Here is a 25717-nt window from a genome sequence, read left to right as displayed (position 1 = left end):
GATCTTTTCCAAAATGGCCATCTTTCAAAGCGGCCCTTTATAAAACCGGCTCTCTGTCACGTTGGCCGTCTCTGTCATTTCAGACAGCGGTGTCTACCGGCTGCAGACTGGTAAGCAACTGCCCGAGCTGCGCCAGCTCTGGGCGACGTGACAACACCGCCTCTATATAAGCGAAAAAGCGCGGAACGTCTTCCAGGTAGCGAGGTTTTCCATCGCGGTGACAAATGCGGGCAAAAATGCCGATCACCTTCAAATGTCGCTGTACACCCATCAGATCACTGGCGCGCTCGAATGAGGCAAAATCTTCCTGTACCGGAATGCCGACGGCACGCGCCTGATCCCAGTAGGTGCGCAGCCAGCCACTGACACGCTCCTGTGGCCAGCTCAGGAATGCGTCCTTGAACAGGCATGTCACGTCATAGGTGACCGGGCCATAGACCGCATCCTGAAAATCCAGCACGCCCGGGTTAGGCTCGCTGATCATCAGGTTTCGCGGCATATAGTCGCGATGCACCAGTACTTTGGGCTGTGCCAGGGCGCTGTTGATCAACAGCTCGCTGACCTGCTGCCAGTCGCTCAGCTGCGCCTCGTCCATCTCGATACCCAGGTGCCGCTTCACGTACCACTCGGGAAACAGCTCCAGCTCACGGCGCAGCAACGCGACGTCATAGCTGGGCAATGGCGCGTCCATAGGCAGTTGCTGGTAGGCCAGCAACGCCTGAATGGCATCAGCGAACAAGGCATCGGCATTATCGGCGTCAATGACATCCAGATAAGTTTGACGGCCCAGATCGTTGAGCAGCAAAAAGCCTTGTGTCAGGTCTTCGGCATAAATTTTTGGAACATTAATGCCCGACTTTTCCAATAAATGAGCGATATCCACGAACGGTTTGCAGTTTTCCTGCGGTGGAGGGGCGTCCATGACAATAAAAGTTCGGCCCGCACCCTCCCAGCGAAAATAACGGCGAAAACTTGCGTCACTACTGGCCGCAGTCAATGTAGCCGGGGGCACGGCGCCCCAACCGTGCGCCGAAAACAGCGCCGGCAACTGCTCATCGAGCCAAACTTTCAGGGATTGCAGGCGTATATCTTGATCTGACATTACAAGGGTCTCCGACGGCGCTAGCCGTCAAGCGGGTCATGCTTTATTATCCGGAATCTTTTTCAGCCCATCGAGAGGCGTGCGGCCCCCCCGCGGGCAGATGGCGCGCAGGAAGCCCGGACTAATAAGATGGCATTGAAATCCCCCGCGTTTCGTAAAAAATTTCCGTTGCTCGTAACCGGCAGTCTGCTGGCGATGCAACCTCTGGCCACTCAGTTCGTGGTCGCCGCGGAACAGTATGACTGCTCAGTCTCTGCTTCGGGTGCCTGGAACTGTGCGCCGAAATCCAATGCTGCTGCAGTGGATCTGCCTCCGCGCCCCGTGCATGACACGACGTCGGTCAGTTCCAACGGCACGGTCACCTCACAAGGCACCTCTTCGGGTGAACAGTCTGCGGGTACGCAACTGGTCACTGAAGCCAAGGGCAAAGGTCTGAAGTCGCGTAGTGCTGACTACAGCCACCTCGATTGGGTTCCTCGCGAAAAGCTTACCGCAGCGCAACTGGCCGAGACCGGCCCGTATTGCTCGGGTGCCTACGTCGAGCCGATCCGTCCTGGCATGGACGACAAGACGCCGATGAAAGACGCGCCGATGTTCGTGGGAGCCAAGGCTTCGCGTTACGAACAGGAAGCGCAGGTCGCCACGCTGGCGGGTGATGTGGTGATGCGCCAGGGCAGCATGCAGGTGCAGGCCCAGGAGGCTGCACTGCATCAGGCCGAGAACCGTGGCGAGCTGAACGGCGATGTCCGTCTGCGCGACAACGGTGCGCTGATCGTCGGTGACAAGGCCGAACTGCAACTCGACACCGGCGAAGCCCGTGTCGACAACGCCGAGTACGTCCTGCACAAGTCGAACATTCGCGGTAACGCCCTGTACGCCAAGCGTGCAGAGAACGCGATCATCCGGCTCAAGGACGGTACCTACACGACGTGCGAGCCGAACAGCAACGCCTGGACGCTCAAGGGCAACAACATCACGCTGAACCCGGCCACCGGCTTCGGTACAGCGACCAACGTTACCCTGCGGGTCAAGGACATACCGGTTCTGTACACGCCGTATATCTACTTCCCGATCGACGACCGTCGTCAGTCCGGTTTCCTGCCGCCAACCATTGCAGCAGGCGGCGACAATGGCTTCACGCTGGTCACCCCGTACTACTTCAACCTGGCGCCGAACTACGACGCCACGTTGTACCCGCGTTACATGGCTGATCGTGGCTTGCTGATGGAAGGCGAGTTCCGCTACCTGACCAAGGGCAGCGAAGGTCAGTTTGGCGGCGCGTACCTGAACGACGAAAACGACGACCGCAAACTGCAGTCGGACTACGACAAGACCCGCTGGATGATCAACTGGCAGCACAAGGGCGGGCTTGATACGCGCTGGCTGACCCAGGTCGACTACACCGATATCAGCGATCCGTATTACTTCCAGGACCTGGAAACCGATCAGATCGGCGTCAAACGGACTGACTTCCTCAACCAGCAGGGCTCCCTGACCTACCGCGGCGACAGCTTCGCGGCAGTGCTCAATGCTCAGGCCTACAAGCTGGCGACGGTTGCCAACGTTACGCCGTACAACCGTCTGCCTCAGCTGACGCTCAACGGTACGTTGCCCTACAACCCCGGCGGTCTGAAGTTCGATTATCAGACTGAAGCGGTGCGCTTCGAACGTGACCTGCGCAGCGGCGCGTTCATCGATGAAGATGGCAACTCCGAGACACGCCTGGACAACAACATCTCCGGCCTGGCTCGCGCCAACGGCGATCGTCTGAACCTGGCACCGTCCGTCAGCCTGCCAATGAACTGGACCTATGGCTTCCTGACGCCGAAGCTGAAGTACGTCTACACGCAATACGATCTGGATCTGGACAGTCAGGGTAAAAACACCCTGCTGGCCGGCGAAGAGTACAGCAGCAGCCAAAGCCGCAGCGTACCGATCTTCAGCGTCGACAGCGGCCTGTACTTCGACCGCAATACCAACTGGTTCGGCAAGGATTACCGCCAGACCTTGGAGCCGCGCCTGTTCTATCTCTATGTTCCCGAGAAAGACCAGACCGACATCCCGGTATTCGACACCAGCGAAAGCACGTTCAACTTCGCCTCGCTGTTCCGTGACAACCGCTTCACCGGTTCCGACCGCATCGGCGACGAGAACAAACTGTCGCTGGGCGTCACCAACCGCTGGATCGAGGAAAACGGCTTCGAACGTCAACGCTTCAGCATCGGTCAGGCGCTGTATTTCGAAGACCGCAAGGTGCAGTTGCCGGGCGTGGTGTTCGCGGATCGTGATGATGCGCGCTCCAACGTTTCGCCTTATGCACTGGAATACGAATACCGCTTCAACCGCGACTGGCGCTTCAACTCCGATTTCAACTGGGATCCGGACAGCCGAAGCACCCGTTCGGGCAGCGCAATGTTCCACTACCAGCCTGAAGACAACCCGAACAAGGTCGTCAACCTCGGCTATCGCTATCGCAACGACCAGATTCGTTACGACGAAAGCACCGGCCGTTGGGTCGTGGGTGGTGGTGACTACGGCACCCCGGGTTCGCCAAACTACGTGAAGGACTACTACAAGATTCAGCAGCACGATTTCTCGGTCATCTGGCCGATCGTGCCGCAGTGGAGCCTGATCAGCCGTTGGCAGTATGACTACAACCGTGAACGCACCATCGAAGCTTTCGGCGGGTTCGAGTACGACAACTGCTGCTGGAAAATGCGTCTGGTCAATCGCTACTGGATCGACTACGACGAGTTCAGCCAGGCAGCACCTCAGAACGAGAAAGGCGACCGCGGCATATTCCTACAAATCGTGTTGAAGGGGCTCGGCGGTGTAACTGGCGCCAAGGTAGACAGCTTCCTCGACAAAGGCATTCAAGGTTATCGTGAACGTGAAGACCAAGCTTTCTGATTGTCTGCGCCCGCTGATGCTGGGCGCGTTACTCCTGAGCGGTGCAGTGCATGCTGCGGTTCAACCTCTGGACAGTGTCGTGGCTATCGTCGACAACGATGTGATCATGAAAAGCCAGATGGACCAGCGTGTACGTGAAGTTCAGCAGACCATTGCCAAGCGCGGCTCTGGTGTACCGCCTGCAGAAGCCCTGCAACCACAGGTTCTGGATCGTCTGATCCTGGAAAACCTGCAGTTGCAGATTGGCGAACGCTCTGGCATTCGTGTCTCCGACGAAGAGCTGAACCAGGCCATTGGCACCATTGCCCAGCGCAACAACATGAGCGTGGAGCAGTTCCGCGCCGCGCTGGCGCATGACGGCCTGTCCTATAACGATGCGCGCGAACAGGTGCGCCGGGAAATGATCATCAGCCGCGTGCGTCAGCGCCGGGTGGCCGAACGTATCCAGGTGTCCCAGCAGGAAGTGAAGAACTTCCTCGCCTCCGATATGGGCAAGGCTCAGCTGTCTGAAGAGTTTCACCTGGCCAACATTCTGATCGCCACACCTGACAGCGCTTCCTCGGACGCCATCCAGGCTGCTGCGGTCAAGGCCAAGGGCATCTACGACCAGTTGAAGAAAGGTGCTGACTTCACCCGTCTCGCAGCCACCTCCTCGTCCAGCGAAAACGCGCTGGAAGGCGGCGACATGGGCTGGCGCAAGGCTGCGCAATTGCCACCGCCGTTCGGTGACATGCTCAGCTCGATGCCTGTCGGTGACGTGACGCCTCCTGCACGTACGCCGGGCGGTTTCATCATTCTCAAGCTGCTTGAAAAGCGCGGCGGCCAGGGTGAGGCGCAAATGCGTGATGAAGTGCATGTGCGTCATATCCTGATCAAGCCAAGCGAAATTCGTAACGAGGAAGAGACCAAGCGTCTTGCCCAGAAGATCTACGACCGCATCGAGGGCGGCGAAGATTTCGCCGCGCTGGCGAAGAGCTTTTCGGAAGATCCGGGTTCTGCACTCAATGGCGGCGATCTGAACTGGGTTGATCCCAACTCTCTGGTTCCGGAGTTCCGCCAGGTGATGGGCGAAACGCCACAAGGCGTCTTGTCCAAACCGTTCCAGACCCAGTACGGCTGGCATGTGCTCGAAGTGCTCGGTCGTCGCTCCAAGGACGCTACTGATCAGGCTCGTGAACAGCAGGCGCTGAACGTATTGCGTAACCGCAAGTACGACGAAGAGCTGCAAACCTGGCTGCGTCAGATCCGCGACGAAGCCTACGTTGAAATCAAACTCCCTGGCGCGACACAGGCTGCAAAGTGAAACCCAAGCGTTTCGCACTGACACCCGGCGAGCCGGCCGGCATAGGTCCTGACCTTTGCCTGCTGCTCGCCACGCAGCCTCAGCCATACCCCCTGATTGCCATCACCAGCCGCGACCTGCTCCTTGAGCGGGCCGCGCAACTGGGTGTGGCAGTCAGTCTGATCGAGGTCACGCCCGACGCGTTTCCCGACCTGCCTGCACCTGCCGGCAGTCTGTACGTCTGGGATACGCCACTGGCCGCTCCGGTGGAAACCGGCGTGCTGAACAAGGCCAACGCGGCGTTCGTCCTGGAAACCCTGACTCGCGCGGGCCAGGGCTGCCTGGACGGACTGTTCAGCGGCATGATCACCGCCCCGGTGCACAAAGGCGTGATCAACGACGGCGGTATCGCGTTTTCCGGACACACCGAATTTCTCGCTGAACTGACTCACACCGAACAGGTAGTGATGATGCTGGCAACCGGCGACCTGCGCGTAGCACTGGTGACCACTCACCTGCCGTTGCGCGATGTGGCCGACGCTATCACAGCGGATCGTCTGGAGCGCGTGACACGCATCCTGCACGCCGATCTGGTCAACAAGTTCGGCATTGCCCACCCACGCATTCTGGTCTGCGGCCTCAACCCTCATGCCGGCGAAAGCGGGCATCTGGGTCGTGAGGAAATCGACATCATCGAACCTGCTCTGGAGCGCCTGCGCAGCGAAGGCCTGGACTTGCGCGGCCCGCTGCCTGCAGACACTCTGTTTACCCCCAAATATCTGGAGCACTGCGACGCAGTGCTGGCGATGTACCACGATCAGGGCCTGCCCGTGCTGAAATACAAAGGTTTCGGCGCAGCGGTCAATGTGACGCTCGGCCTGCCAATCATCCGCACCTCTGTCGATCACGGCACGGCGCTGGACCTGGCCGGCACTGCGAACATCGACACCGGCAGCCTGCACGTCGCACTGCAAACCGCCTACCAGATGGCCGAGACCCATTCATGACCGAGCACTACCAACACCGGGCGCGCAAGCGCTTCGGGCAGAACTTCCTGCACGATGCAGGCGTTATCGACAAGATCCTGCGTGCCATCCGTGCCAAACCTGAAGACCGGCTGCTGGAAATCGGGCCGGGCCAGGGTGCACTGACCGAGGGCCTGCTTGACAGCGGCGCTCAGCTGGACGTGGTCGAGCTGGACAAGGACCTGATCCCGATCCTGAACGGTCAGTTCGCCAGCAAGCCGAACTTCAACCTGCATCAGGGCGATGCGCTGAAATTCGACTTCAACACCCTCGGCGCCGAACCGCGCAGCCTGCGGGTGGTGGGCAACCTGCCGTACAACATCTCGACACCGCTGATTTTTCATCTGCTGCAGAACGCCAGTCTGATCCGCGACATGCACTTCATGCTGCAAAAGGAAGTGGTCGAGCGCATGGCTGCCGGACCCGGCGGCGGTGACTGGGGCCGTCTGTCGATCATGGTCCAGTACCATTGCCGCGTCGAACACCTGTTCAACGTCGGACCGGGTGCATTCAACCCGCCGCCGAAAGTGGACTCGGCCATTGTGCGCCTCGTCCCTTACGAAACACTGCCGCACCCTGCCAAGGATCACCGTGTGCTGGAGCGGATCGTGCGTGAAGCGTTCAACCAGCGTCGCAAGACCCTGCGCAACACGCTCAAGCTGCTGTTGACCAGCGATGAGATCACCGCTTCCGGAGTAGACGGCAGCTTGCGTCCCGAGCAGCTCGATCTGGCTGCATTCGTTCGTCTGGCAGACACTCTCAGCGAAAAAGTTGTGACAGAGTGAACCCTGGGGACAAGTAAACGGCAGGCTCAGTCTTCATTTTCCGCTTACTTGTCCTAGACTGATCTACCTGCCGCACACGCCCTTTTTTCGCAGCTATGGATTTCAAGGCCTATTGCATGCCCGATTCTCGTTACAAGGTCGACGTCAGCGTCGTCACACGCTTCCTCTCGGAGCAGTCGCAACCCGAGCAGAACCGCTTCGCTTTCGCCTACACCATCACCGTGCACAACAATGGCGAGCTCCCTGCCCGGCTGCTGTCGCGGCACTGGGTCATTACCGACGGTGATGGCAATGTCGAGGAAGTACGTGGTGAAGGCGTGGTCGGCCAGCAGCCACTGATCAAGGTCGGCCAAAGCCATACCTACAGCAGTGGTACGGTCATGACCACCAAAGTCGGCAATATGCAGGGCACTTACCAGATGCTGGCCGAAGACGGCAAACGCTTCGATGCCGTTATCGAGCCTTTCCGTCTGGCCGTTCCGGGCTCGCTGCACTGATGGCGGTGTATGCGGTGGGTGACCTGCAAGGCTGCCTTGAACCTCTGCAATGCCTGCTCGAGCACGTGCACTTCAACCCGGAGCAGGATCGCCTCTGGCTGGTGGGTGACTTGGTCAACCGTGGCCCGCAATCGCTGGAAACGCTTCGCTATCTGTACAGCATTCGCGAATCGCTGGTGTGCGTGCTCGGCAATCATGACCTGCACCTGCTGGCAGTGGCCCGTAAAAAAGAGCTGCTGAAGAAAGGCGACACGCTGCTTGAAATCCTTGAAGCGCCTGATCGTGACGACCTGCTTGGCTGGGTGCGTCGGCAGAAGCTCATGCATTACGACGCAGAACGCAATGTCGCCATGGTGCATGCCGGTATCGCGCCACAGTGGGCGCTGAAAAAGGCCTTGAAGCACGCTGCCGAAGTCGAGCACGCGCTGCAGGACGACACGTTGTACGGCGCCTTTCTCGACGGCATGTACGGCAATGAACCGGCCAAGTGGGATAACGAACTGCAAGGCGTGACGCGTCTGCGGGTCATCACCAACTACTTCACCCGCATGCGCTTCTGCACCAGCGACGGCAAACTCGATCTGAAGAGCAAGGAAGGGGTCGGCACCGCGATACCTGGCTACGCGCCCTGGTTCAGCCACCAGAGCCGCAAGACCCGCGACGTGAAAATCATTTTCGGCCACTGGGCTGCGCTTGAAGGTCGCTGCGGCGAACCTGACGTCTTCGCCCTCGACAGCGGATGTGTCTGGGGCGGCTCGATGACGCTGCTCAATGTCGATACGCTTGAACGTCATCAGTGCAATTGCGATGCTATCGGCAATGCCGCCGACGGGCTTGTTACCCGCGTGCAACCCGGGGCTACTCCCCTTCCGTAACCTCAGGCTCAGGAGCCCAGGCAATGACTGAATTCAAACGTATCCCACCTGAACAGGCCCAGGCTCTGCGCGAGCAAGGCGCCGTGCTGGTCGATGTTCGGGACCCACAGGCTTTCGAGAGCAATCACATTCCCGATTCCGTGCATCTGGACAACCACTCGATCGCCGACTTCATCCGCGAAGCCGATCTGGACAAACCGCTGGTGGTCGTCTGCTACCACGGCAACTCCAGCCAGAGCGCTGCGGCCTATCTGGTCGGCCAGGGTTTCTCCGATGTGTACAGCGTGGACGGCGGTTTCGAGCTGTGGCGCGCCACTTATCCGCAAGAAACCGTGCAAGGCTGATAGAAAATATTTTTATGACAGCTGATCCCGCGTTCTACGCGGGCTCGCGAGCCATCTGACGAACGGTCAGCCCGTCTTCTCGCGCATCCCTTCTTTATCTTTCCGAATCCGAACTATCCTTAGCCTAGGCCATCCGTTTTCAGGGGAGAGCCGGTACACCGGCGCGTGGGTCATCGGTAGTTACTTTTAGGGTGTTCTGGGGGGAAACAGCGGCCGTAGTTAGGTCGCTGCCAGCATCGACTGACGATCCGCCGCCGGCTCCACGTATCGAGCGAGGTGACGTCATGAGTATATTCAGCCACTTCCAACAACGCTTCGAAAGCACGCGGCAAGAAGAGCTCTCGCTACAGGAGTATCTGGAGCTCTGCAAACAGGATCGCAGCGCCTACGCCTCTGCCGCAGAACGCCTTCTGCTGGCTATCGGCGAGCCCGAACTGGTGGATACCTCCGCCAACTCCAGGCTGTCGCGCATTTTCTCCAACAAGGTCATACGCCGCTATCCGGCCTTTGCCGACTTCCACGGAATGGAGGAATGCATCGACCAGATCGTTTCGTATTTCCGCCATGCCGCCCAAGGCCTGGAAGAGAAAAAGCAAATCCTGTATCTGCTCGGCCCGGTGGGTGGCGGTAAATCGTCCCTGGCGGAAAAACTCAAGCAACTGATCGAAAAAGTCCCGTTCTACGCCATCAAGGGCTCGCCAGTCTTCGAGTCGCCCTTGGGCCTGTTCAACGCCACCGAGGACGGCGCGATTCTCGAAGAAGACTTCGGGATTCCGCGACGCTACCTGAGCACCATCATGTCGCCGTGGGCGACCAAACGTCTGGCCGAGTTCGGCGGCGACATCAGCCAGTTCAAGGTGGTGAAGCTCTACCCGTCGATTCTCAACCAGATTGCCGTGGCGAAAACCGAACCCGGCGACGAAAACAACCAGGACATCTCTGCGCTGGTCGGCAAGGTGGATATCCGCAAACTGGAAGAATTCCCGCAGAACGACGCCGATGCCTACAGCTACTCGGGCGCGCTGTGCCGGGCCAACCAGGGCCTGATGGAATTCGTCGAGATGTTCAAGGCCCCGATCAAGGTGCTTCACCCGCTGCTCACCGCAACCCAGGAAGGCAACTACAACAGTACCGAAGGGCTGGGCGCGATCCCGTTCACCGGTATCCTGCTGGCGCACTCCAACGAATCGGAATGGCACAGTTTCCGTAACAACAAGAACAACGAAGCCTTCATCGACCGTATCTACATTGTGAAGGTGCCGTACTGCCTGCGTGTCAGCGACGAGATCAAGATCTACGACAAGCTGCTGTTCAACAGCTCGCTGTCCAAGGCGCACTGCGCGCCGGACACCCTGAAAATGCTCGCGCAGTTCACCACGCTGTCGCGCCTCAAAGAGCCGGACAACTCCAACATCTACTCCAAGATGCGCGTGTATGACGGCGAGAACCTCAAAGACACCGACCCTAAAGCCAAGTCGATCCAGGAGTACCGCGACAGTGCGGGCGTCGACGAAGGCATGAATGGTCTGTCTACCCGCTTCGCGTTCAAGATTCTGTCCAAGGTCTTCAACTTCGATCCGCACGAAATCGCCGCCAACCCGGTGCACCTGCTTTACGTACTGGAGCAGCAGATCGAACAGGAGCAGTTCCCCGCCGAAACGCGCGAGCGTTATCTGCGCTTTATCAAGGAATACCTGGCACCGCGCTATATCGAGTTCATCGGCAAGGAAATCCAGACGGCGTATCTGGAATCCTACAGCGAGTACGGTCAGAACATTTTCGACCGCTATGTGCTGTATGCGGACTTCTGGATTCAGGATCAGGAATACCGCGATCCGGAAACCGGCGAAATCCTCAACCGCGTGGCCTTGAACGAGGAGCTGGAAAAAATCGAGAAGCCGGCTGGCATCAGCAACCCGAAAGATTTCCGCAACGAAATCGTCAACTTCGTGCTGCGTGCCCGCGCCAACAACAATGGCAAGAACCCGACCTGGCTCAGCTACGAGAAGCTGCGGGTGGTGATCGAGAAGAAAATGTTCTCCAACACCGAGGACCTCCTGCCGGTCATCAGCTTCAATGCCAAGGCCAGCAAAGAGGATCAGCAGAAGCACAACGACTTCGTGACACGAATGGTCGAGAGGGGCTACACGGACAAGCAGGTACGTTTGCTTTCCGAATGGTATCTGCGCGTGCGGAAATCGCAGTAAAGCAGCTGCAAGCTTCAAGCTATCAGCTGCAGGCGACAAGCGATCAACACCCGGTCTCGGGATTGATCGTGTACTCGCCTGCAGCTTGAGGCTTACAACTTGAAGCTCCCCGGAGGAGCCTATGAGCTATGTGATCGACCGACGTCTCAACGGCAAGAACAAGAGCACGGTGAACCGGCAGCGGTTTCTGCGGCGTTACCGTGACCACATCAAGAAAGCAGTGGAGGAAGCGGTCAGCCGGCGCTCCATCACTGACATGGAACACGGCGAGCAGATCAGCATCCCCGGGCGTGACATCGACGAACCGGTGCTGCATCACGGTCGCGGCGGCAAGCAGACCGTCGTTCATCCTGGCAACAAGGAGTTCACCACAGGTGAGCACATCGCCCGCCCTCAAGGCGGCGCTGGCGGTAAAGGCCCCGGCAAGGCGGGCAATTCCGGCGAAGGGATGGATGAGTTTTCGTTTCAGATTACTCAGGAAGAGTTTCTCGAGTTCATGTTCGAAGACCTGGAGCTGCCGAACCTGGTCAAGCGCAACCTGACCGGCACCGACACCTTCAAGACCGTGCGCGCCGGGATCAGCAACGAGGGCAACCCGTCGCGGATCAACATCATCCGCACACTGCGCTCGGCGCATGCACGGCGTATTGCGCTGTCCGGCAGCAGCCGGGCGAAGCTCAGGGAAGCGACCGCCGAGTTTGAGCGCATGAAGCGCGAAGAGCCGGATAACTTCGGCGACCTTCAGGAACTGGAAGTAGAAATCGACCGACTGAAGGCTCGCATCCGTCGTGTGCCCTACCTCGATACCTTCGACCTCAAGTACAACCTGCTGGTCAAGCAACCTAACCCCAGCTCCAAAGCGGTCATGTTTTGCCTGATGGACGTCTCCGGCTCCATGACCCAGGCGACCAAGGACATCGCCAAGCGCTTCTTCATCCTGCTGTACCTGTTCCTCAAGCGTAACTACGACAAGATCGACGTGGTCTTCATTCGTCACCACACCAGCGCCCGCGAAGTGGACGAGGAAGAGTTTTTCTATTCACGGGAAACCGGCGGCACCATCGTTTCCAGCGCATTGAAACTGATGCAGGAAATCATGGCCGCACGCTACCCGAGCAGTGACTGGAATATCTACGCGGCACAGGCGTCAGACGGCGATAACTGGAACGATGATTCGCCCATCTGCCGGGAAATCCTCACCAAACAGATCATGCCCTTCGTGCAGTACTACACGTACGTGGAAATCACGCCGCGTGAGCACCAGGCCTTGTGGTACGAATACGAACGCATCGGTGAAGATTTTGCCGACACGTTTGCCCAGCAACAGCTGGTCTCTGCCGGTGATATCTATCCGGTATTCCGCGAACTCTTTCAGCGAAGGTTAGTGTCATGACCGCCAGAGAGCAGAAGCGCCAACCCCTTTCCACGGGGTCAGAGTGGACATTCGAACTGATCCGCGCCTACGACCGCGAAATCGGCAGGATTGCCGAACGGTATGCGCTGGACACCTATCCCAACCAGATCGAAGTGATCACGGCCGAGCAGATGATGGACGCCTATGCCTCGGTGGGCATGCCGCTGGGCTATCACCACTGGTCCTACGGCAAACACTTCCTCAGCACGGAAAAATCCTATTCTCGCGGCCAGATGGGCCTGGCTTACGAGATCGTCATCAACTCCGACCCGTGCATTGCCTACCTGATGGAAGAAAACACCATCTGTATGCAGGCGCTGGTGGTGGCCCATGCGTGCTATGGCCATAACAGCTTCTTCAAGGGCAACTACCTGTTCCGCACCTGGACCGACGCCAGTTCGATCATTGATTACCTGGTGTTCGCCAAGCAGTACATCATGCAATGCGAGGAGCGCCATGGCATCGATGCCGTGGAGGACTTGCTCGACTCCTGCCATGCGCTGATGAACTACGGTGTCGACCGCTACAAGCGCCCCTACCCGATTTCCGCTGAAGAGGAGCGGCGTCGGCAGAAGGACCGGGAGGAGCACCTTCAGCGACAGATCAATGATCTTTGGCGCACTATCCCGAAAAGTGCCGACAAGAGCAGCAAGGAAGACAACGCGCGCTTTCCGGCCGAACCGCAGGAAAACATTCTCTACTTCATCGAGAAACACGCCCCGCTTCTGGAATCATGGCAGCGCGAAGTGGTGCGCATCGTGCGCAAGATCGCGCAGTATTTCTATCCACAGCGCCAGACCCAGGTGATGAACGAAGGCTGGGCGACGTTCTGGCATTACACGCTGATGAATGACCTGTACGACGAAGGGCTGGTCACCGACGGCTTCATGATGGAGTTCCTGCAGTCGCACACCAGCGTGATTTTCCAGCCCGGTTTCGACAGCCCCTATTACAGCGGCATCAATCCCTACGCGCTGGGCTTTGCCATGTATCAGGACATCCGCCGGATGTGCGAACACCCTACCGATGAGGATCGGCAGTGGTTTCCGGAAATTGCCGGCAGCGACTGGCTGACGGCGATCAAGTTCGCGATGACCAGCTTCAAGGACGAGAGCTTCATCCTCCAGTACCTGTCGCCCAAGGTAATCCGTGACCTCAAACTGTTCAGCATCATGGACGACGACCAGAAGGACGACCTGCTGGTGCCCGCCATTCATGATGAAAACGGCTATCGGACCATTCGCGAAATACTCGCTGCGCAGTACAACCTGGGTAATCGGGAGCCCAATGTGCAGATCTACAGCATCGACCGCCGAGGCGACCGCTCGCTGACCCTGCGCCACCAACAGCACAATCGCAAACCGCTCGGTGACTCGACAGACGAGGTGCTCAAACACCTGCACCGGCTGTGGGGCTTTGACATCCACCTGGAAACCTTGCAGGGCGATCGTGTGGTCAAGACCCATCACGTACCCCCGAAAGGCGAGCATGCCGACAGTGAATATCCCCGGCTTGATATGGCGGTCGTCCACCTTTAAGCGCTAGGGCAATAGCGCGTTAAACGCTTGCTCATACAGCTTTAGCCTCCATAAGCACGACACAAGGTTTATCCTGTCGCGCTTACGGAGGCTTTTTATGCAGATTTATAAAGTGGGCGGGGCTGTACGCGACCGTCTTCTGGGTCAACCTGTCACGGACATCGACTGGGTCGTGGTCGGCGCAAGCACCGAGGACATGCTGATCAAGGGCTATCGCCCGGTCGGTACAGATTTCCCGGTGTTTCTGCATCCGCTGACCAATGAGGAATACGCGCTGGCGCGCACCGAGCGCAAGAGCGGCGTGGGCTACGGGGGCTTTGTTTTCCACGCCAGCCCCGAGGTAACACTCGAGCAGGATTTGATTCGGCGCGACCTGACGATCAATGCCATGGCTGAAGACAAGGACGGCAATTTAACCGATCCCTACAACGGCCAGAAGGATTTGCAAGCGCGGATATTGCGTCACGTTTCACCCGCATTCGCCGAAGATCCGCTCAGAGTCTTGCGTGTCGCCCGATTCGCAGCGCGCTACGCCGGTCACGGTTTTACCATCGCGCCCGAGACCCTGGGATTGATGCGACAGCTCAGTGAATCGGGCGAACTCAAGGCGCTGACTGCCGAGCGAAGCTGGAAGGAAATCTCTCGCGCACTCATGGAAGAACAGCCTCAGGTGTTCATTCAGGTACTGCACGACTGCGGCGCCCTCAAAGAGCTGATGCCCGAAGTCGAAGCGTTGTTTGGTGTACCGCAGCCGGCCGCGCATCACCCGGAAATAGACACCGGCGTGCACGTGCTCAGCGTCCTCGAGCAATCCGCACGCCACAAACACCCGCTGACGGTGCGCTGGGCCTGCCTGCTGCACGACCTCGGCAAAGGGCTGACGCCGGAAGCCGAATGGCCAAGGCACATCGCCCATGAGCACACCGGCCTGCGCCTGATAAAAGCGGTCAACGAGCGTTTTCGTGTACCTCGAGACTGCCAGGAACTGGCGCTGCTGGTCGGCCAGTACCACACTCACGGCCACCGTGCGCTGGAGCTGAAACCCTCGACCCTGCTGGAGTTGCTGCAAAGCTTCGACGTCTACCGCCGCCCGCAGCGCTTTGAAGAGTTCATTGCCGCATGCGAGATGGACGCCAGAGGACGTCACGGCTTCGAACAACGCAGTTATCCACAGGCCGACTATCTGCGCGGCGCCGCCGAGGTCGCACGCGCGGTATCAGTACAGCCGTTGCTGGAACAGGGCCTGAAAGGCAAGGAACTGGGTGACGCACTGAAGAACGAGCGCTTGAAGGCACTGAAAACCTACAAAGCCGAGCACGTCGTCTGACAGGCAACGCTCATCGTTACACGCAGATCTAACTGCTTATCGTGCCAATGCTCCGCGTTGGCATGCAGTTCATGACGCTCTGCGTCAAAAATCTTCAGTCTGGCGAAACAGCACGGATAAACAAAGCTCAGGCTTTAAGGCGGCCTGCATCTCGTACAGACTGAATCAGGCGGCAACGCTGCACTGTGTGACGCGGAGCGTCACGAACTGCATTCCCACGCGGAGCGTGAGGAACGAGAGGTGTCCGGGGGAGCAATTTTCGTAACTATGCGCAGCCATGGACGCTCTGCGCTCGAGCTTTAAGGCGAGGACGCCTTCAGCTACGCAGCAAATCCTCAGGCGTCAGTGCCAACCCGCGCCACTCGAACGCCACCGGCCAAAGCTGCTGATCGATCTGCGCATCAGCCCAGAGTTTGCTGAAAGCAATCCCCACACCGGGATGCAGAATTTCAGGGGCAATCAACGCCAATGGACGCAGTACGAAGGCATTCTTCAGGATTTCTGCCCTCGGCAAGATCAGCCCGTCGAAGTTACCGACCTGTTCGCCGTACAGCAGCACATCGATATCCAGCGGCAACCCTTTGCGATCCGGGGCATAGCGGCCATTGTCCGCTTCGATGAATTTCAGGCGACGATCCAGCTCCATCAAGGGCAGATCGGTCAGCGCCGACACCACCAGATTGAAGAATGGTCCGCTCTTGATACCCACGGCATGGCTCTCAAAAACCGGCGAACAGCTCAGGTCGGTCAGGAAGCCATCCAGCGCATCGAGCCCCGCAACCAGATGGCGCTCACGCTCGATGTTGCTCCCCAGGCCGAGGAAAATCCGCGTCAGCGACATCCGCGCTCGATCTCCACGCCCACACCGGCAGCGGCCGCTACAGCACCGGGCTTGGTCAGTTTCAGGCGCAGCCAGGGAATATTGAATTCACCCATCAGCACTTCGGCCAGTCGCTCGGCGAAGGTCTCCACCAACTGGAACTGTGCCTGCTCGGCGAACGCCTGAATACGTGTCGAGACACTGGCGTAGTCGAGGGCCTTGCTCAGATCGTCCCCTGCGGCTGCAGGGCGATTGTCCCAGGCGAAGCTGAGGTCCAGACGCAGGCACTGACGAATGCCGCGCTCCCAGTCATAGGCGCCAATGACCGTATCGACCTCAAGGCCCTCGATGAAAACTCTGTCCAAGCACTACTCTCCACTGCACGACAAGGGCGCGATGCGCCGTTAGAATCAGGGCATCCTCGCCCGGAATGGTTCGCATGTTTTGGTTAATGGCCACCTTCGCCTACCTGCTTGGCTCGCTGTCCTTCGCCATCCTGCTCAGCCGCCTGAGCGGCAGGCCGGACCCGCGCGCCAGTGGCTCCGGCAATGCCGGCGCGACCAACATGCTGCGTCTGGCCGGGAAAAAACTCGCCATCCTGACCCTGCTCGGCGACCTCTGCAAAGGCCTGGTGCCGATCCTGATCGCCAGCGCCTTGGGCATGGACATCGCACAACAGGGCTGGATCGGCGTCTGCGCAGTGCTGGGCCATCTGTTCCCGCTGTACTTCCGCTTCCGCGGTGGCAAAGGCGTAGCGACTGCCGCCGGCGTGCTGCTGGGCCTGTATCCGCCCGCCGCTGCCCTGGCGATAGTCGCCTGGCTGCTGACGCTGTACCTGACCCGCACCAGCTCGCTTGCCGCCCTGATCGCCACACCCCTGACCCTGCCATTGCTGGCGTGGCAGGAGCCTCATGTGCTGCTGCCGATGAGCGTGTTGACCCTGCTCATCGTCTGGCGCCATCGCGGCAATCTACGCGACCTGCTCGCCGGGCGCGAACGGCATTTCTGAGGCGTAACCCGCCTCGCCTGCCGTCACAGCCCCGACAACTGCTCCATGGGCCAGCGCGCCTGCACGCTGATGCTCAAATCTTCCTTCTGCCCGACCTGCAAACGCTGGCACCCGGCAAACGCGATCATCGCGCCGTTATCGGTACAAAACTCGGGCCGTGCGTAATAAACATGGCCGCGCAAATCGCCAAGCATGCTTTCCAGCGAAGCGCGCAGTGCCTTGTTGGCGCTGACGCCACCGGCAATCACCAGGCTCTTGAGGCCGGTCTGCTTGAGCGCGCGCTTGCACTTGATGGTCAAAGTCTCCACTACCGCCTGCTGGAAGGCCAGAGCGATGTCGCAGCGGGTTTGCTCACTGTCGTCTCCAGCGTTTCGGCATTGCTGCCAGGTATTGAGCGCAGAGGTTTTCAGGCCGCTGAAGCTGAATTCCAGCCCGGGACGATCGGTCATCGGCCGAGGGAAGACGAAACGCCCTGCCACGCCCTGCAGGGCTGCCTTTGAAATCTCCGGGCCGCCGGGGTACTGCATGCCCATCATCTTCGCGGTCTTGTCGAAGGCCTCGCCTGCGGCATCATCCAGCGTCTCGCCCAGCAGCTCGTACTGACCGATGCCATCGACGCGCACCAGTTGCGTATGGCCGCCCGACACCAGCAAGGCGACGAACGGGAACTGTGGCGGGTTTTCTTCCAGCATCGGGGCCAGCAGATGACCTTCCATGTGATGCACGCCCAGCGCCGGGATATCCCAGGCGAACGCCAGCGCCTGAGCGCACGAAGCGCCGACCAGCAAGGCGCCGACCAGCCCAGGGCCGGCCGTGTAGGCAATGGCGTCGATATCAGTGGCCACGCAGTCCGCCTCGGCCAGTGTCTGGCGAATCAGGGGCAGCATGCGCTTGACGTGATCGCGCGAAGCCAGCTCCGGCACCACACCGCCATAGGCACGATGCAGGTCGATCTGGCTGAATAATGCGTCCGCAAGCAAACCGCGTTCGCTGTCGTATAACGCGACGCCGGTTTCGTCGCAGGAGGTTTCTAATCCCAGTACTAGCATGGGGTTGCGCCTTGTAGGGGGCAGATTTGAAGGCGCGCATAATAGTCGCCGACCGAGGTGCCGACCAGCGGTTTTCGATCAGAGGCTTTGCATTCCTCTCAATGAGGGGTTAACATCCGCAACCCTTAAAAACCGACGTACTTTTGTGCAGTGTTTGCACTGAGCGTTGACCCCGGTAATGAATGAAGGTAGCTCTGGATGCCAGCCGTCAAAGTTAAAGAGAACGAACCCTTCGACGTAGCTCTGCGTCGTTTCAAGCGCTCCTGCGAAAAAGCCGGTGTTCTGGCTGAAGTTCGTAGCCGCGAATTTTACGAGAAGCCGACTTCGGAGCGTAAGCGCAAGGCAGCAGCTGCTGTCAAACGCCACGCCAAGAAAGTCCAGCGCGAACAGCGCCGCGCCGTTCGTCTGTATTAATTTACAGACCTTCGTCGCAAGCTTCTGCCTTGCCCGGCCAACCAGCCGGGCTGTCGGCAGTTACAGCTTCGCTGTTTCGCGTTTGCTTTATTGATTGACCCTGTCCAGGCCGCACATGCGACTCGGATATTCAGTCAAGCACGTCACGGCCTGTTCACAGGCTACATCGGTCATGCCCACTCGGGCAGCACATCGACCGATGACAAGACGAGTATGCCTTGATGACTTCGCAAGAAGCTCAGCCAAGGCAGCGTCTTCCGTGTCCCAGGCTCTGTACCACTCAAGTGGACAACGAAGCTTGTGGCCTTTCCGACCTGCTCGCGGGTTCAAGATTTATTCCTTTCAGGCCAACACCGTCCTTCGGATGCAAAGACGTGCCCGTTTATTGCCTACGTCTACAAAAAGACGGCTGACAGGCTGACGGAACGCTCGTAGAGTCATCCGATATTTTTGCACCACGCTTGAATGATGAGAACGCCATGGCCGGGCTGATTCCCCAGAGCTTTATCGACGACCTTCTGAACCGCACCGATATTGTCGATGTTGTCAGTTCGCGCGTGCAGCTCAAGAAAGCCGGGAAGAACTACACCGCGTGCTGCCCGTTCCACAAAGAGAAAACACCCTCTTTCAGCGTCAGCCCGGACAAGCAGTTCTATTACTGCTTCGGTTGCGGCGCAGGTGGCAACGCGCTCGGCTTCATCATGGACCACGACAACCTGGACTTCCCCCAGGCTGTCGAAGACCTGGCCAAGGCCGCAGGCATGGAAGTGCCTCGCGAACAGAGCGTAAAAGGCCAGAAGCCCCGGCAACCGACAGATTCCCCGCTCTACCCGCTGTTGACCGCCGCCGCCGAGTTCTACCGCCAGGCCCTGAAAAGCCACCCGTCACGCAAGGCTGCGGTGGATTACCTCAAGGGCCGCGGGCTGTCCGGCGAGATCGCCAGAGACTTTGGCCTGGGCTTCGCCCCTCCCGGCTGGGACAACCTGTACAAGCACCTGAGCAGCGACTCAATACAGCAAAAGGTGATGATCGATGCCGGCCTGCTGATCGAGAACGCCGAAACCGGCAAACGCTACGACCGCTTCCGCGACCGGGTGATGTTTCCGATCCGTGACTCACGCGGGCGCGTCATCGCCTTTGGCGGCCGCGTACTGGGCGATGACAAACCCAAGTACCTGAACTCCCCGGAAACACCGGTTTTCCACAAGGGCCAGGAGCTGTACGGGCTGTTCGAGGCGCGCAAATTCAATCGCAACCTCGATGAAATCATCGTCGTTGAAGGCTACATGGACGTCATCGCCCTGGCCCAGCAAGGCTTGCGCAATGCCGTGGCCACGCTGGGTACTGCAACCAGCGAAGAGCATTTGAAGCGCCTGTTCAGGGTGGTGCCCAACGTACTGTTCTGCTTCGACGGCGATCAGGCCGGACGCAACGCTGCATGGCGTGCGCTGGAAGCGACACTGTCGAACCTGCAGGACGGACGCCGGGCGCGCTTTCTGTTTCTTCCCGAAGGCGAAGACCCGGACACGCTGGTGCGCTCCGAAGGCACCGACGCGTTCAAGGCACGCATCAATCAGCACGCGCAGCCGCTGGCCGATTATTTTTTCGAGCAACTGACCAAAGAGTCCGATCCGCGCTCGCTGGAGGGCAAGGCGCACATGGCCACCCTCGCGGCGCCATTGATCGACAAGGTGCCCGGCGCGAACCTGCGTATTCTGATGCGTCAGCGCCTGACCGAAATTACCGGGCTGACCGGCGAGGCCGTCAGCCAGCTGGTGCAAAGCGCGCCGACAGAGGCGCCACCGAGTTACGACCCGTATGTCGACTACGACGCCATGCCTGATTTTGCCGATTACCAGCCACAAGGCGGTTATGAGCCTCAGCAGGAATGGACGCAGAAGAAAACCGGCGGTCCGAATCAAAAAAAATGGGACAACAAATCCTGGGGCAAAAAAGGCAAGCGCCAGGACTTCGAACCTCGAACGCCGCGTGTTCCCACCGCCGTCGAGCCGCCCATGCAGGCCGCACTGAGAACCTTGCTGCATCACCCCGAATTGGCGGAAAAGGTCGAAAATGCCAGCCATTTCGCTGCAGAAGACCAATCCAACGCACAACTGCTGGTCGCTCTTATCGAGGCCCGGCAAAAGAATCCGAACCTTCGGTCGTTACAGTTGATAGCGCGATGGCACGGGACTGAACAGGGCCGCTTGCTGCGCGCACTGGCAGAAAAGGAATGGCTGATTGAGGCCGATAACCTTGAACAACAGTTTTTCGACACTATAACTAGCTTATCCGCTCGCCAACGCGAGCGCAGTCTGGAACATCTGATCAGCAAGGCTCGGCAGACCGAGTTGAGCGCAGAAGAGAAAATTCAGCTTAGGGAACTGCTAAATCGCAATGTTCCCGCACAAACCCCGACCTCAACTGGCGCGTGAGGTCATAGCTCGGGTATAATCCTCGGCTTGTTTTTTGCCCGCCAAGACCTTCAGTGGATAGGGTGTTATGTCCGGAAAAGCGCAACAGCAATCTCGTATCAAAGAGTTGATCACCCTGGGTCGTGAGCAGAAGTATCTGACTTACGCAGAGGTCAACGACCACTTGCCCGAGGATATTTCAGATCCCGAGCAGGTGGAAGACATCATCCGCATGATCAACGACATGGGGATCCCGGTACACGAGAGTGCTCCGGATGCGGACGCCTTGATGCTGGCCGACGCCGATACCGACGAGGCAGCCGCAGAAGAAGCGGCTGCAGCGTTGGCAGCGGTCGAGACCGACATCGGGCGTACCACCGATCCTGTTCGTATGTACATGCGGGAAATGGGTACCGTTGAACTTCTGACCCGTGAAGGCGAAATCGAAATCGCCAAACGTATCGAAGAAGGCATCCGTGAAGTGATGGGCGCAATTGCGCACTTCCCAGGCACGGTTGACCACATTCTCTCCGAATACACACGCGTCACCAGTGAAGGCGGTCGCCTTTCCGATGTCCTGAGCGGCTATATCGACCCGGACGACGGCATTGCGCCGCCTGCCGAAGTCCCGCCGCCTGTCGACCCCAAAGCCGTCAAGGCCGAGGGTGCCGATGACGACGAAGAAGAGTCGGCAGACGCCAGCGACGAAGAAGACGAAGTCGAGAGCGGTCCTGATCCGGTCATCGCCCAGCAGCGCTTCGGTGCGGTTTCCGATCAAATGGAAATCACCCGCAAGGCACTGAAGAAATTTGGTCGCGACGACAAGCACGCCATTGCCGAAATGGTTGCGCTGGCCGAACTGTTCATGCCGATCAAACTGGTTCCAAAACAGTTTGAAGGTCTGGTAGAACGTGTACGCGGTGCCCTCGAGCGTCTTCGTGCCCAGGAACGCGCCATCATGCAGCTGTGTGTACGTGATGCACGTATGCCGCGCGCCGACTTCCTGCGCCAGTTCCCGGGCAACGAAGTTGACGAAAGCTGGACTGACGCACTGGCCAAGGGCAAGAGCAAATACGCCGAAGCCATCGGTCGCCTGCAGCCTGACATCCAGCGTTGCCAGCAGAAGCTGTCTGCACTGGAAGAAGAGACCGGCCTGAAAATCGCCGAGATCAAGGACATCAACCGTCGCATGTCGATCGGTGAGGCCAAGGCCCGCCGCGCGAAGAAAGAGATGGTTGAAGCGAACTTGCGTCTGGTGATCTCCATCGCCAAGAAGTACACCAACCGTGGTCTGCAATTCCTCGATCTGATCCAGGAAGGCAACATCGGCTTGATGAAGGCTGTGGACAAGTTCGAATACCGTCGTGGCTACAAGTTCTCGACCTATGCCACCTGGTGGATCCGTCAGGCGATCACTCGCTCGATTGCCGACCAGGCACGCACCATTCGTATTCCTGTGCACATGATCGAGACGATCAACAAGCTCAACCGTATTTCCCGGCAGATGTTGCAGGAAATGGGTCGCGAACCGACCCCGGAAGAGCTGGGCGAACGCATGGAAATGCCTGAGGATAAAATCCGCAAGGTATTGAAGATCGCAAAAGAGCCGATCTCCATGGAAACCCCGATCGGTGACGACGAAGATTCGCACCTGGGTGACTTCATCGAAGACTCGACCATGCAGTCGCCAATCGATGTCGCCACTGTTGAAAGCCTGAAAGAAGCGACACGCGAAGTGCTGTCGGGCCTTACCGCCCGTGAAGCCAAGGTTCTGCGCATGCGTTTCGGCATCGACATGAATACCGACCACACGCTTGAAGAGGTTGGTAAGCAGTTTGACGTAACCCGCGAGCGGATTCGTCAGATCGAAGCCAAGGCACTGCGCAAGCTGCGTCACCCGACAAGAAGCGAGCACCTGCGCTCGTTCCTCGACGAGTAATCGCACCAGCGAGTCAACAAAACCCCCGGCATGCCGGGGGTTTTGCGTTTCCGGGGCAAAAGAAAATTCAAAATTTGCAGACCCAGTTGTCAATTGACCCAATCAAAAAGAGGTCAGACATCAGTCTAATTGCAGCTCCTGAAAAATTGACCTACAACTATGTATCACACCAGACACCAGCGCTCTTCGAACCAAGCCTTGGATCATTGAAGTTACAAGGTTACGCCACACCATCATCAGCGATAGTCAGACACGGACGTAAGCCGCATATGCGTGGAGTAATCAAAAACAGTGACCGGGAAGCGTCATGCCTGTCCGAGGGAAAATTCGCCTCGATCTTCGCCCAATGCCCGGATGCCATGCTTATCGTCAGCCTTGCCGACGGACACATCATGGATGCCAACGAGGCGTTCGTAGAGCGAACCGGCCTCCCCCTTGATGAAGTGATTGGCAAGACACCGACAGAATTGAATCTGTGGGCAGTGCCAGGCATCGGCCCAAAAGTCCTGCTGCAATTGCAGACCGGCGATATCCATAATCTGGAGATACCCTTTCGGCGCAAGAACGGCGAAACCTTTTCAGGGCTCATGTCCGCCCAACCGTTCGAGCATAGCCCGATACCTGCCGTGCTGGTGATAGTGCGTGACATCACCCAGCTCAAACTGGCCCGACAACAATTACAGCTTTCCGAAGAGAAGTTCGCCAAAGCCTTTCATGCCTCGCCTGACGGAATGGCGATTACCCGGCAGCAGGACGGCATGCTGCTGGAGGTCAACGAAGGGTTCTGCCGTCAGACCGGGTACAGCGAAGAATATTGCCTTGACCACTCGACATTCGACCTGGGTATCTGGGTTGACCTGAGCGAGCGTTCAAGGCTCATCGAGCAAATGAAACAGCATGGTTTCGTCAGGGATATGCGGGTCCGGATTCGTAACAACAATGGCGATGTTCGACTGTGCGAACTGTCCTCTCAACCCCTCATCATTGCCGGTGAAGACTGTCTGCTGACGATTACACGGGATATCACCGAAAGCAGGCAAATGCAGGAGAAACTGCATCTCGCGGCGACTGTTTTCGAGTGCACTGCCGAGGGTGTGCTCATCACCAATACCGACCAGAGCATCAGCGCCGTCAACCGCGCGTTCACGGAAATCACTGGCTACAGCGAAAGTGAAGCCATCGGCCAGACCCCTCGCCTGCTTGCCTCCGGCCAACATGACAGCGCGTTCTATGCCTCGATGTGGCACCAACTGACAGCCGAGGGCCACTGGCAGGGCGAAATCAGCAACCGCCGCAAGAACGGCGAGCTCTACCCGAGCTGGCTGACCATCAGTGCCGTGCGCAACAAAGACGACCTCCTGACCCACTTCGTCGCCGTCTTCGCCGACATTTCCAGCCTCAAACACGCCCAGGCGCGCCTCGACTATCAGGCCCATCATGACCCGCTCACCGGCCTGCCCAACCGAATACTGTTCGAGAGCAGGCTTCAAGCCGCCCTGCTGCACAGCGAAGAGTCCGGCAGCCTCGGCGCAGTCCTGTTCCTCGATCTGGATCGCTTCAAGCACATCAATGACAGCCTGGGCCACCCGGTCGGCGACCTGCTGCTCAAAGGCATCGCACACCGGCTCAAGGAAACCCTGCGCGACATCGACACAGTCGCACGTCTGGGCGGCGACGAGTTCATCGTTCTGCTGCCCGGCCTGCTGCAAGCCAGCGACGCACAGGCCATCGCCAATAAATTACTGGCCTGTTTCAACACGCCCTTTGAGGCTGGCGAACATGAGCTCTACATCAGCCCCAGCATCGGCAGCTGCGTGTTCCCCACCGACGGCACAGATGTAGCCACGCTGGTCAAAAATGCCGACGCGGCGATGTACCGCTCCAAGGCAAAAGGCCGCAACCGCGTCGAAAGCTATACCTGCGACCTTAGTGAGCAGGCCAGCGAGCGCATCGCCCTAGAGCAGGAGCTGAGACGAGCCCTGGAGCGCAATCAACTGACACTGGCCTACCAGCCCAAAATCAACCTGACGACCCAGACACTGGCAGGCGCAGAAGCCCTGATCCGCTGGAACCACCCGACCTTTGGCGAAGTGCCGCCCGAGCACTTCATTCCCCTGGCGGAAGAAAACGGCATGATCCTGCAGATCGGCGACTGGGTGCTGGAGCAGGCCTGCCGCCAGATAGGCGCATGGCGCAAGACCTGTCAGCCGTTCGGCCCGCTGTCGGTGAACCTGGCAGGCGCGCAACTGCGCCAGACCAACCTGCTGGAACGCATCGAACAACTGCTCACGGACAACGGCCTCGAGCCCGGCTGCCTGCAACTGGAGATCACCGAAAACTTCATCATGAGCCAGACCCAGGAAGCGCTGGCCGTGCTGCACCAATTGAAGACACTCGGCGTGCAACTGGCGATCGACGACTTCGGCACCGGCTACTCCTCACTGAGCTACCTCAAACGCCTGCCACTGGACATCCTCAAGATCGACCAGTCCTTCGTCCGCGGCCTGCCCGAAGACACCCACGACGCCGCCATCGTCCGCGCCATCATCGCCCTGGGGCGCAGCCTGCAACTGACCGTGATCGCCGAGGGCGTGGAGAACAGCGAGCAGCAGCAATTCCTGACCAGCGAAGGCTGCGAACAGATCCAGGGCTACATCGTCAGCCTGCCCCTTGACGCCGAAGAATTCCGCGCAAGATTTCTTCTTATGAATCTTTCGGACTTTTCGGATAGCACAGCCGCGAAACCGCCGTTATAATCCGCGACCT

20 protein-coding genes are annotated in these 25717 nt (G+C 58.8%); 16 read left to right on the top strand and 4 right to left on the bottom strand.

Annotated elements, in window-relative coordinates; genetic code table 11:
* Window positions 1-79: 79 nt before the first annotated feature.
* On the bottom strand, window positions 80-1102 hold the full coding sequence (locus LIX91_RS15310; protein WP_226488723.1) for an aminoglycoside phosphotransferase family protein: 1023 nt from the start codon (window positions 1100-1102) through the stop codon (window positions 80-82).
* Between the two features lie 129 nt (window positions 1103-1231).
* Here LIX91_RS15310 and LIX91_RS15305 point away from each other — a divergent pair, with 129 nt between their 5' ends.
* From LIX91_RS15305 to LIX91_RS15250, 11 genes are all read left to right on the top strand, one after another.
* Window positions 1232-4012: an LPS-assembly protein LptD gene (locus tag LIX91_RS15305; protein ID WP_003419759.1), complete on the top strand. Its 2781-nt coding sequence runs from the start codon at window positions 1232-1234 to the stop codon at window positions 4010-4012.
* Window positions 3993-5315: a peptidylprolyl isomerase gene (locus LIX91_RS15300; RefSeq protein ID WP_226488722.1), complete on the top strand. Its 1323-nt coding sequence runs from the start codon at window positions 3993-3995 to the stop codon at window positions 5313-5315. Before LIX91_RS15305 ends, LIX91_RS15300 begins: the two co-directional genes overlap by 20 nt.
* Window positions 5312-6301, top strand: a complete 990-nt coding sequence (gene pdxA, locus LIX91_RS15295) for a 4-hydroxythreonine-4-phosphate dehydrogenase PdxA (RefSeq protein WP_003419761.1) — start codon at window positions 5312-5314, stop codon at window positions 6299-6301. Before LIX91_RS15300 ends, pdxA begins: the two co-directional genes overlap by 4 nt.
* Window positions 6298-7104 (top strand): 16S rRNA (adenine(1518)-N(6)/adenine(1519)-N(6))-dimethyltransferase RsmA, encoded by an 807-nt coding sequence (gene rsmA / locus LIX91_RS15290; RefSeq protein WP_003419764.1) that lies wholly within the window; start codon window positions 6298-6300, stop codon window positions 7102-7104. The genes pdxA and rsmA overlap by 4 nt, the downstream gene beginning before the upstream one ends.
* Window positions 7105-7220: 116 nt before the next feature.
* Entirely contained in the window at window positions 7221-7601 is a 381-nt protein-coding gene (gene apaG, locus LIX91_RS15285) for a Co2+/Mg2+ efflux protein ApaG (protein WP_003316251.1), read from the top strand.
* Window positions 7601-8476 (top strand): symmetrical bis(5'-nucleosyl)-tetraphosphatase, encoded by an 876-nt coding sequence (locus LIX91_RS15280; protein WP_226488721.1) that lies wholly within the window; start codon window positions 7601-7603, stop codon window positions 8474-8476. The genes apaG and LIX91_RS15280 overlap by 1 nt, the downstream gene beginning before the upstream one ends.
* A 23-nt stretch (window positions 8477-8499) precedes the next feature.
* On the top strand, window positions 8500-8820 hold the full coding sequence (gene glpE / locus LIX91_RS15275) for a thiosulfate sulfurtransferase GlpE (RefSeq protein ID WP_003341167.1): 321 nt from the start codon (window positions 8500-8502) through the stop codon (window positions 8818-8820).
* 284 nt (window positions 8821-9104) lie between these two features.
* On the top strand, window positions 9105-11027 hold the full coding sequence (locus LIX91_RS15270) for a PrkA family serine protein kinase (RefSeq protein WP_003341169.1): 1923 nt from the start codon (window positions 9105-9107) through the stop codon (window positions 11025-11027).
* A gap of 121 nt (window positions 11028-11148) precedes the next feature.
* Entirely contained in the window at window positions 11149-12420 is a 1272-nt protein-coding gene (locus LIX91_RS15265; protein ID WP_003316246.1) for a YeaH/YhbH family protein, read from the top strand.
* On the top strand, window positions 12417-13979 hold the full coding sequence (locus tag LIX91_RS15260; RefSeq protein ID WP_230412570.1) for a SpoVR family protein: 1563 nt from the start codon (window positions 12417-12419) through the stop codon (window positions 13977-13979). Before LIX91_RS15265 ends, LIX91_RS15260 begins: the two co-directional genes overlap by 4 nt.
* A gap of 97 nt (window positions 13980-14076) precedes the next feature.
* Window positions 14077-15306, top strand: a complete 1230-nt coding sequence (locus LIX91_RS15250) for a multifunctional CCA addition/repair protein (RefSeq protein ID WP_226488720.1) — start codon at window positions 14077-14079, stop codon at window positions 15304-15306.
* A gap of 316 nt (window positions 15307-15622) precedes the next feature.
* On the opposite strand, the gene folK is transcribed toward LIX91_RS15250, so the two are convergent.
* Together folK and folB are read right to left on the bottom strand one after the other, a co-directional pair.
* Window positions 15623-16147, bottom strand: coding sequence for a 2-amino-4-hydroxy-6-hydroxymethyldihydropteridine diphosphokinase (gene folK / locus LIX91_RS15245; RefSeq protein ID WP_003419777.1), 525 nt, complete (start codon window positions 16145-16147; stop codon window positions 15623-15625).
* Entirely contained in the window at window positions 16138-16491 is a 354-nt protein-coding gene (folB, locus tag LIX91_RS15240; RefSeq protein WP_003316242.1) for a dihydroneopterin aldolase, read from the bottom strand. Before folB ends, folK begins: the two co-directional genes overlap by 10 nt.
* Before the next feature lie 74 nt (window positions 16492-16565).
* Here folB and plsY point away from each other — a divergent pair, with 74 nt between their 5' ends.
* On the top strand, window positions 16566-17135 hold the full coding sequence (plsY, locus tag LIX91_RS15235) for a glycerol-3-phosphate 1-O-acyltransferase PlsY (RefSeq protein WP_226488719.1): 570 nt from the start codon (window positions 16566-16568) through the stop codon (window positions 17133-17135).
* A 23-nt stretch (window positions 17136-17158) separates the two neighbouring features.
* On the opposite strand, the gene tsaD is transcribed toward plsY, so the two are convergent.
* Window positions 17159-18184 carry a tRNA (adenosine(37)-N6)-threonylcarbamoyltransferase complex transferase subunit TsaD gene (tsaD, locus tag LIX91_RS15230; RefSeq protein ID WP_003411784.1) on the bottom strand — a complete coding sequence of 342 codons (1026 nt, stop codon included), beginning with the start codon at window positions 18182-18184 and terminating at the stop codon, window positions 17159-17161.
* Window positions 18185-18382: 198 nt separating this feature from the next.
* On the opposite strand from tsaD, the gene rpsU reads away from it, so the two are divergent.
* From rpsU to LIX91_RS15210, 4 genes are all read left to right on the top strand, one after another.
* On the top strand, window positions 18383-18598 hold the full coding sequence (gene rpsU, locus LIX91_RS15225; RefSeq protein ID WP_002551877.1) for a 30S ribosomal protein S21: 216 nt from the start codon (window positions 18383-18385) through the stop codon (window positions 18596-18598).
* A 479-nt stretch (window positions 18599-19077) separates the two neighbouring features.
* The gene (gene dnaG, locus LIX91_RS15220; RefSeq protein WP_226488718.1) at window positions 19078-21033 is read left to right on the top strand and encodes a DNA primase; all 1956 of its coding nucleotides are present in this window, start codon (window positions 19078-19080) and stop codon (window positions 21031-21033) included.
* Between the two features lie 67 nt (window positions 21034-21100).
* Window positions 21101-22951, top strand: coding sequence for an RNA polymerase sigma factor RpoD (gene rpoD, locus LIX91_RS15215; RefSeq protein ID WP_003411788.1), 1851 nt, complete (start codon window positions 21101-21103; stop codon window positions 22949-22951).
* A 269-nt stretch (window positions 22952-23220) separates the two neighbouring features.
* On the top strand, window positions 23221-25707 hold the full coding sequence (locus LIX91_RS15210; protein ID WP_226488717.1) for a bifunctional diguanylate cyclase/phosphodiesterase: 2487 nt from the start codon (window positions 23221-23223) through the stop codon (window positions 25705-25707).
* The last annotated feature ends 10 nt before the right edge of the window (window positions 25708-25717 follow it).

It is taken from the genome of Pseudomonas sp. B20 (assembly GCF_020515755.1).
GTDB classification, from domain to species: domain Bacteria; phylum Pseudomonadota; class Gammaproteobacteria; order Pseudomonadales; family Pseudomonadaceae; genus Aquipseudomonas; species Aquipseudomonas syringae.
This window is presented reverse-complemented; position numbering and strand designations above follow the sequence as displayed.

Coding starts and splice junctions, on each gene's coding strand:
- LIX91_RS15310 (WP_226488723.1), bottom strand. CDS start 1,102: ATGTCAGATCAAGATATACGCCTGCAATCCCTGAAAGTTTGGCTCGAT.
- LIX91_RS15305 (WP_003419759.1), top strand. CDS start 1,232: ATGGCATTGAAATCCCCCGCGTTTCGTAAAAAATTTCCGTTGCTCGTA.
- rsmA (WP_003419764.1), top strand. CDS start 6,298: ATGACCGAGCACTACCAACACCGGGCGCGCAAGCGCTTCGGGCAGAAC.
- apaG (WP_003316251.1), top strand. CDS start 7,221: ATGCCCGATTCTCGTTACAAGGTCGACGTCAGCGTCGTCACACGCTTC.
- LIX91_RS15280 (WP_226488721.1), top strand. CDS start 7,601: ATGGCGGTGTATGCGGTGGGTGACCTGCAAGGCTGCCTTGAACCTCTG.
- glpE (WP_003341167.1), top strand. CDS start 8,500: ATGACTGAATTCAAACGTATCCCACCTGAACAGGCCCAGGCTCTGCGC.
- LIX91_RS15270 (WP_003341169.1), top strand. CDS start 9,105: ATGAGTATATTCAGCCACTTCCAACAACGCTTCGAAAGCACGCGGCAA.
- LIX91_RS15265 (WP_003316246.1), top strand. CDS start 11,149: ATGAGCTATGTGATCGACCGACGTCTCAACGGCAAGAACAAGAGCACG.
- LIX91_RS15260 (WP_230412570.1), top strand. CDS start 12,417: ATGACCGCCAGAGAGCAGAAGCGCCAACCCCTTTCCACGGGGTCAGAG.
- LIX91_RS15250 (WP_226488720.1), top strand. CDS start 14,077: ATGCAGATTTATAAAGTGGGCGGGGCTGTACGCGACCGTCTTCTGGGT.
- folK (WP_003419777.1), bottom strand. CDS start 16,147: ATGTCGCTGACGCGGATTTTCCTCGGCCTGGGGAGCAACATCGAGCGT.
- plsY (WP_226488719.1), top strand. CDS start 16,566: ATGTTTTGGTTAATGGCCACCTTCGCCTACCTGCTTGGCTCGCTGTCC.
- tsaD (WP_003411784.1), bottom strand. CDS start 18,184: ATGCTAGTACTGGGATTAGAAACCTCCTGCGACGAAACCGGCGTCGCG.
- rpsU (WP_002551877.1), top strand. CDS start 18,383: ATGCCAGCCGTCAAAGTTAAAGAGAACGAACCCTTCGACGTAGCTCTG.
- dnaG (WP_226488718.1), top strand. CDS start 19,078: ATGGCCGGGCTGATTCCCCAGAGCTTTATCGACGACCTTCTGAACCGC.
- rpoD (WP_003411788.1), top strand. CDS start 21,101: ATGTCCGGAAAAGCGCAACAGCAATCTCGTATCAAAGAGTTGATCACC.
- LIX91_RS15210 (WP_226488717.1), top strand. CDS start 23,221: ATGCGTGGAGTAATCAAAAACAGTGACCGGGAAGCGTCATGCCTGTCC.